This is a genomic window from Clostridium psychrophilum (assembly GCF_018861705.1).
Taxonomy (GTDB): Bacteria; Bacillota; Clostridia; order Clostridiales; family Clostridiaceae; genus Clostridium_AD; species Clostridium_AD psychrophilum.
On the sequence record NZ_JAHLEC010000139.1, the window covers coordinates 1 to 7,155 of the forward strand.

Annotated in this window: 7 protein-coding genes and 1 pseudogene; 4 read left to right on the plus strand and 4 right to left on the minus strand. The window is 28.7% G+C overall.

All coding sequences use genetic code 11. From position 1 onward, the window contains the following. Positions 1-108 precede the first annotated feature (108 nt). Positions 109-1,365, minus strand: coding sequence for an ATP phosphoribosyltransferase regulatory subunit (locus KPL38_RS17360; RefSeq protein WP_216290400.1), 1,257 nt, complete (start codon positions 1,363-1,365; stop codon positions 109-111). Between the two features lie 423 nt (positions 1,366-1,788). Here KPL38_RS17360 and KPL38_RS17365 point away from each other — a divergent pair, with 423 nt between their 5' ends. The 3 genes from KPL38_RS17365 (at position 1,789) to KPL38_RS17375 (ending at position 4,312) form a co-directional block, all read left to right on the plus strand. Next, complete coding sequence (locus KPL38_RS17365) at positions 1,789-2,430, plus strand: pentapeptide repeat-containing protein (RefSeq protein ID WP_216290401.1); 642 nt, start codon at positions 1,789-1,791, stop codon at positions 2,428-2,430. Positions 2,431-2,482: 52 nt separating this feature from the next. Then, a complete protein-coding gene (locus KPL38_RS17370) occupies positions 2,483-3,505 on the plus strand; it encodes a metal-dependent hydrolase (RefSeq protein WP_216290402.1) in 1,023 nt (340 codons plus the stop codon). A gap of 84 nt (positions 3,506-3,589) precedes the next feature. After that, a complete protein-coding gene (locus KPL38_RS17375) occupies positions 3,590-4,312 on the plus strand; it encodes a phosphatase (RefSeq protein WP_216290403.1) in 723 nt (240 codons plus the stop codon). 87 nt (positions 4,313-4,399) lie between these two features. Here KPL38_RS17375 and KPL38_RS20430 read toward each other — a convergent pair whose 3' ends face one another. Together KPL38_RS20430 and KPL38_RS17380 are read right to left on the minus strand one after the other, a co-directional pair. Next, positions 4,400-4,762, minus strand: coding sequence for a GH36 C-terminal domain-containing protein (locus KPL38_RS20430; RefSeq protein WP_376769045.1), 363 nt, complete (start codon positions 4,760-4,762; stop codon positions 4,400-4,402). After that, a pseudogene (locus KPL38_RS17380) lies at positions 4,745-5,670 on the minus strand (alpha-galactosidase); the annotation flags it as partial. The gene KPL38_RS20430 and the pseudogene KPL38_RS17380, both read right to left, overlap by 18 nt. 23 nt (positions 5,671-5,693) lie before the next feature. Between KPL38_RS17380 and KPL38_RS17385 the strand changes: the two are divergent. Next, the gene (locus KPL38_RS17385; RefSeq protein ID WP_216290404.1) at positions 5,694-6,521 is read left to right on the plus strand and encodes an AraC family transcriptional regulator; all 828 of its coding nucleotides are present in this window, start codon (positions 5,694-5,696) and stop codon (positions 6,519-6,521) included. A gap of 89 nt (positions 6,522-6,610) precedes the next feature. Here KPL38_RS17385 and KPL38_RS17390 read toward each other — a convergent pair whose 3' ends face one another. After that, positions 6,611-6,949: a hypothetical protein gene (locus KPL38_RS17390; RefSeq protein WP_216290405.1), complete on the minus strand. Its 339-nt coding sequence runs from the start codon at positions 6,947-6,949 to the stop codon at positions 6,611-6,613. Positions 6,950-7,155 lie beyond the last annotated feature (206 nt).

Genomic DNA, 7,155 nt, shown 5'->3' on the forward strand with positions numbered 1-7,155 from the left:
AAATCTTTAATAGCATAGTCATTTTTTTATGATTAAGTTAATGCTTATTAAATTCGCTAAAATTTTAGATAGATATTTCACTAAAATCTTTTAGGGTTTCGCAATCAGCTAATTAATAAGTTCCTCTATGCTTGTATAAAAACTTTTTTTAGTTTTAATATCTATTAATTCAACTTTTTCATTTTCAAAGATGCATATCATTTTGTCTATGTTCTTTTGCTCTGCATAAATTAAGCTTTTTTCTCTATCTTCAAATAAACTAAGTTCAGAAATAAAACCTTTAGCTCTAATTCTTGCTGCAAATTTATATGCACTCCCTATTGAGGCATTTTCATAATGAATAAGGAACTTTTTATTAACTTTTTTATTATCATTACCTTGTTTTTCAAGAACGGATAGTATGTTATCAACATCTATGGCAAATCCAACTGCTGGCATTGATGCACCAAACTTTGAAATTAGATTATCATATCTACCCCCACTAATAATTGTTGTTCCAACTTCACTACTATATCCTCTAAATGTAATACCTGTATAATAATCTATATGTTGCACCATTCCTAAATCAATTGAAATGTATTCACCCAGTCCTACGTTTTCTATTCTCTCATATATTTTTTCTATATTATCTATTGCACCCAGTGCTCTTTTGTTTTGAGTTAGTGCTCTCGCCTTTGCTAGGATTTCAATACCTCCAAATAACTCAGGTAACTTCTTTAATGCCTCGACATTTTTTGATCCTAGTTTACTCTCTTTTTCTTCTATAAACTCCCGAAGTGCACTAAAATTTTTATTTTCAACAAGCCCTCTTAACCTTTCAGTTTCATCTTCAGTGAGCTCTATATCTTCAATTAGACCTTTAAAAAACTCAGCTTGACCAATTTCAAGTTCAAATTTTTGTACCCCTATTGCAATAAGTTGCTGAATTGCAGTTATAATTACTTCCGCATCTGCTTTTGGACTTTTACTTCCTATTATCTCAATTCCAGATTGAGTCATTTCACTTACCTTACCATTCCAATTTTCGTTTATTCTGAATATATTTCCACTATAACATATACGAAGAGGGTATGATGAATCTCTAAGCTTTGTTGCAATAATTCTTGCTATAGGCATTGTCATATCTGGTCTTAACACCAATATTCTTCCCGTATTATCAAATAGCTTATACATTTTTTCCTGTTCTATGGATACATCGTCCCCCTGAAAAACATCATAAAATTCTAATGTTGGAGATAAGACTTCTAAATAACCAGCATCTATATTCAATTTTCTAAGTGTATCTATAATCTTAATTTTATTATTACAATCCTCAAAAAGTATATCTCTTGACCCTTCTGGTATATGTTTTTTCCAATTACTCAAAATTTCACTCCTCCAACTTAATTCTAATTTACTTTACCACTTTATCACTGTAACTTATTAACTTAATGAAATATTACCATTTTTTTTTATGAAAGTCAACTACTTATTTTATTATATAATTGTAATTGAAAAATCTTACAATAAACAAGTAATTCAACATTCAGTTAATTATAACACAACCTATAAACTGTAAAATTGATTTTTAAAATATCTATCAATTAAAATAAACATGTGATATACAAATAAAATAATTTTTTTTGTAGAAAATTGTTTAAATAAATCATTGACTTTAATCAAAATAGTGTATAGAATTTAAATTGAAATATGAAAACTTCTATCCACTTTTCAAAATTGGCTAGAGGTTTTTTTTTAAGTACATTAATATAAAAAAGGCAGATAAAAGTATTTGCCATGGAGGTAAAAATGGGTAGAAATCAAAGCATTAAAGGAAATTTTTGTTATAACAATATAGAAAAGACAGGTAAAAACTTTATGTATAAAAATCTTGAGAGAAGCAATTGCTACAATTGTGATTTTTCAAACTCAAAGTTTGATTATGTAAATTTTCGCGGTGCGCATTTTAAATCATGTGTTTTTTTTCAATGTAGTTTTAAATGGACAGAATTCATTGGAACAAATCTAAAAGGCAGCGATTTCAAAAACAGCGTATTTGAAAATACAGTTTTTGATTCAGTTAATTTAGATGGCGCAGATTTTAAAGATGCTGAATTTATAAACACTATATTTTTATCAACTGACATTGCAAAGGCTAAAAATTTTAATTCTAATACTTCAGGCATTAAAATATACGATGAAATACCACAACTTGAAATTAGTGAAGACCTTAGATTAGCAGTAATAAATGTAATAAAAAATAAATATGTGAAATCTGCAAGAGTTCTTGATACTAAAGATGGCGGAATAAACATAATAAATCTAATGATACTCTTAGATCATTTTGATGAAGAAACATTAATTAAAGGATTAAATATCATCAAAGATGATTTAGATTGTGATTTTCATACATTAAGCTATGTCATAAAATATTTAAAAAACAATATGTAATTGTTTTTTAATATTGCGAAAATGACATAAAAACACATAAGGAGCACAAAAGATGAATGGTATATCCCATCAAAAAATAGCAATGTTATCATATTCAATAGTCGCAACAATACCTGTAGTCAACTCAATGATGATATTCAATAATAAATATGTACATGTTCCAATGGGGATAAGCCTTCTAGGTCTTGGGACTGCATCTCTAGCCGGATTAATTGTTGATGCGGATAGTCAAAACAGTAAGATAAGCCATATGAACCCGCTTACAGATGCAAGTAATAAAGTAATAAAAAATATTGAAAAATCACTAAAATTGTTTTTTAGATTATTATTTAGTATTGGACTTGCAGTGTTAATTTTAGTATATTCAAAAGCTATTATAAAAGCACTCTCAACTGTAAAATATTTAGGTCCATATGCTCAAATAATTACATATCTTATATCATTTATTTTTATATTCTTAGGGATTACTAATGAAAAAATATACAAGAAAATTCCTATCATAGGTTTAGTGTATAAAAAAATATCTTTAGCTATAAGTAAAGGATCAAATGATTTTATAAGAATAACCATGTTTTTAACTTATACTGGTTGCAGTATAGGTTTAGTAATCTATAACATTACTAATTTAAATAATATAAATATTTATCTTATTTGTTTTTTGCTGATTTGCATCGCAATATTCCCTCATAGAACATTTTTACATTCATTAGAAGGAGTTGTTCTTTTTACTATTTCAGCTTCATATGTATTTAATAAACTAGGATACGAATATTTGACCGGGTGTTTTTTTGTCGGATATATAAGTCATGTTTATTGGGCTGATATATTTACAAAAGAGGGAGTGCCAATACTTTCAACTCCAAGACTTATATTTAATATACTAAAAAAATTAAATATTCACAATAAATTTGTCACTATGCTCGAAAAAATAGGAAAGTTTAAACTTAAATTACCACCACATATTACCACAGGTTCTGATATGGGAAATTTATTTGAAGTTATATATATTCTGATACTGTTTGTTGTAGTTATAGTTGGTTTAAATGTTTATGGTGGACATTTCAGAGTAATCTAAACATAAAAACGATGTTTTAAGCATAATTATTGATTTTGGTATACAATTAGAGATATACAAATGAAAGTCGAGAGGAGAGATTATATGAATTTTGTTGCTGATTTACATACTCATACAATAGTTAGTGGACATGCATATAGTACATTAATGGAAAACGCAAAATATGCTAGTGATATAGGTCTTAAAATATTAGGAACTACAGATCATGGTCCCAATATGCCAGGGGCTCCTGATCTTTGGTATTTTGGAAATTTCAAAGTATTACCTAGAGAATTGTTTGGTGTTAAAATGCTTTACGGATGTGAAGCCAATATAATTGATTATGAAGGTAATCTTGATATGCCTGTTGACTTGCAATCAAAACTTGATAATATGATTATCAGCATGCATGAGCCTATAATGGAAGGTGGACTTAGTGCTGACATAAATACCACCGCTGTTCTAAAAGCTATGGATAATCCCAATGTAACTATTTTGGGACATATAGGAAATCCAAGATTTCCTATACATCAAAAATTAATAGTAGAAAAAGCTAAAGAGAAAAATATTTTAATAGAAATAAACAATAGTTCTTTTGTAACTTCTAGATTAGGCAGTGATAAAAATTGTATCAAAATAGCAACACTGTGTAAAGAATTGGAAGTACAAATTATTATAGACAGTGATGCTCATTTTTGTTATCGTATAGCAGCTTTTGACGATGCGAAAAAAATGCTAAAGAAAATAGGTATGCCTGAAGAACTAATTATAAATACAAATGAAAAAAGATTATTATCTTATTTTAAAGAAAAAGGCAAAAAAATATAATACAATCTATAAAAAAAGCAACAGCTTCAATTAATGAAACTGCTGTTTTTTATACTTAATCACAATAATATAATATTATGAATTTTTTTATAATACTTTTTTTAATCTCCATACATAGCTTGTGAAATCACCCTTAAGTTCTGGTACAACCATACCAGCATACATTAGTTCATCTCCACCATATATTTCATCTGTACCAATTACTCTATAATTCATTTCTGGATCTAACCCCTTAAACTTTAAAACTTTCAATTTCATATTACATTCTGCTAGTTTTTTAAAGTAACTTACAACCACCTCTTCTTTATTTTCTGAAATAAACATCCAAGCAGCGTCATTATTTTCAAAAGGACTTATCAGTCTGTAAAAATCTCCAAATTGAACTATATGTCTAATTTCTTTATAAAAATCAATTTGTTTTTTTACAGTTTGTTTTTCTTCATCAGTCATCTTAATAACATCTAATTCATATCCAAAATTTCCACCCATTGCAACATTTTCTCTTGTTGATAGGGGTGTAATCCTATGTAACTGATGATTTGGTACAGCCGATACATGTGCCCCCATGGTTATACTTGGATAAACCAAACTAGTACCATATTGAATTTTTAATCGTTCTATTGCGTCAGTATCATCGCTTGTCCAAGTTTGAGGCATATAATAAAGCATTCCTGGGTCAAATCTTCCCCCACCACTAGCACAACTTTCAAATAGAACATCTGGGAACTTTGTTGTTAATTCTTCCATTACCCTATAAAGTCCTAACATATATCTATGTGCAGTTTCTCTTTGTCTATTAGCATCTAATGTAGCCGATCCAACCTCTGACATAAACCTATTCATATCCCATTTCACATATGATATATTATATGACGAAAGATTTTCTGATAACATTTCAATTATAGCATCACATACTTCCGTTCTAGATAAATCTAAAACTAGTTGATTTCTCCCAAGTGATTTATCTCTTCCTTTAACATGTATACACCAATCCGGGTGTGCTCTATATAGATCACTATTTTCTGAAATCATTTCGGGTTCAAACCATAATCCAAACTTAAGACCAATTTCATTTATATCTCGAGAAAGTTTTTTAAGTCCATTTGGTAACTTTTCTTTATTTACATACCAATCCCCAAGCGAGGTAGTGTCATCATTCCTATTTCCAAACCACCCATCATCTAGAACAAATAACTCTACTCCCAGTTTTTTAGCTTCTCTAGCAATATTTTTATGCTTTCTTCAGTAAAATCAAAATAAGTTGCTTCCCAATTGTTTATAAGAATTGGTCTTTCTTTATCTCTATAACTTCCTCTGCAAAGACGTTTTCTATATAAATTGTGAAAAGTTTGTGACATTTTCGAAAGCCCACTATCTGAATATGGAAGTATGGTGTGTTGAAAATGCTAATTTCACTAATACCGATTTAAATTTTTATGATTGTGGAGAAGAAGTATGTGCTAAAGGATATTTTTTTGGACCTGTAGCTAGAAATCATTACATTATACACTTTATACTCAGCGGAAAAGGTACTTTTATATGTGGGAAAAAACTATATAAACTAGAAGCTGGCGATGCATTTCTTATCTGTCCTGATCATATCGCTTATTACGAAGCAGATATGAAGGAACCTTGGCATTATCTTTGGGTTGGTTTTAACGGGGTAAAAGTTCCAAAAATCATACACCGTGCAGGCCTTAGTTACGATAACCCTATATTTTATTATGATACTGACAATTTTTTTAAAGATATGATACAAAAAATGGCCAGTTTCACTAAACTCTCTTTAGAAACTGACTTATCTAGATTAGCTTATTTATATCCGTTTCTTGCTAAATTAATTGAAATAGGACCTAAACCAAATACCGTTAATCTTTATGAGTCAAACATTGAACGATATGTAATAAATGCCGTAGATTACATTGAAGTAAATTTTTACTCTAACATTAGTGTAAACAGCTTGGCCGAGCACATTGGTATAAGTCGTAAATATTTATGTACTATTTTTAAGACTGCTTTGGGACAAACACCTATCGAATACATTATAAAAACACGAATGGAAAACGTATGTCACTTTTTAACAAACCATGATTTATCCATAGCCGAAGTATCTACTTCTGTCGGTTACTCTGATCAATTTGTTTTTTCAAAACAATTTAAAAAAACTATAGGTCAATGTCCTTCATATTATCGAAATAACCATAAATAAATATATTATTAAAGCCCTAGTTTCACATAATTGATAGTGAAACTAGGGCTTTAATGATATATATACTTACTTATTGTTACACTTATATACTAATTTGCAACTTCATTCTCATCTTGTTTATCATCACTTAAATCATCTAATGCCTTTTCTATTGCAGCACCTACATCACCTACACACTTGTCAGGTGCTTTTTCTAATGTTTGCTTGATTTCATCTCTCTTAATATCTATATCTTCATTACTGTTCATTTCATTGTTAACAATAATGCTTTTTATTTCATCTAAATATTTTCTAACAAATATTCCTGCAAAGGTTCCTCCAATAGCTACACCTAATACAGCAAAAGCTGCAAAATTATTTATTGAATTTACCTTTTGTTTTTTTTGTTTACTTTTAATATTTTTAGTTAATTTATCTAAATAATTCATGATTCTCCTCCTTGTATAATAAGTATTTTTAAGATATTCATTATATTGTTTCCCATTATTATAAAATAATTCATATTTATCATAATTATTATTAAGACTTGTTGTAAAATGAAGTTGAACCAATAAAAATCCATAGCGGATTAATTCTGTGTTATGCTTTAATCGTCACAACTAAAACACACAGGAGGATAATCACTATGGAATAC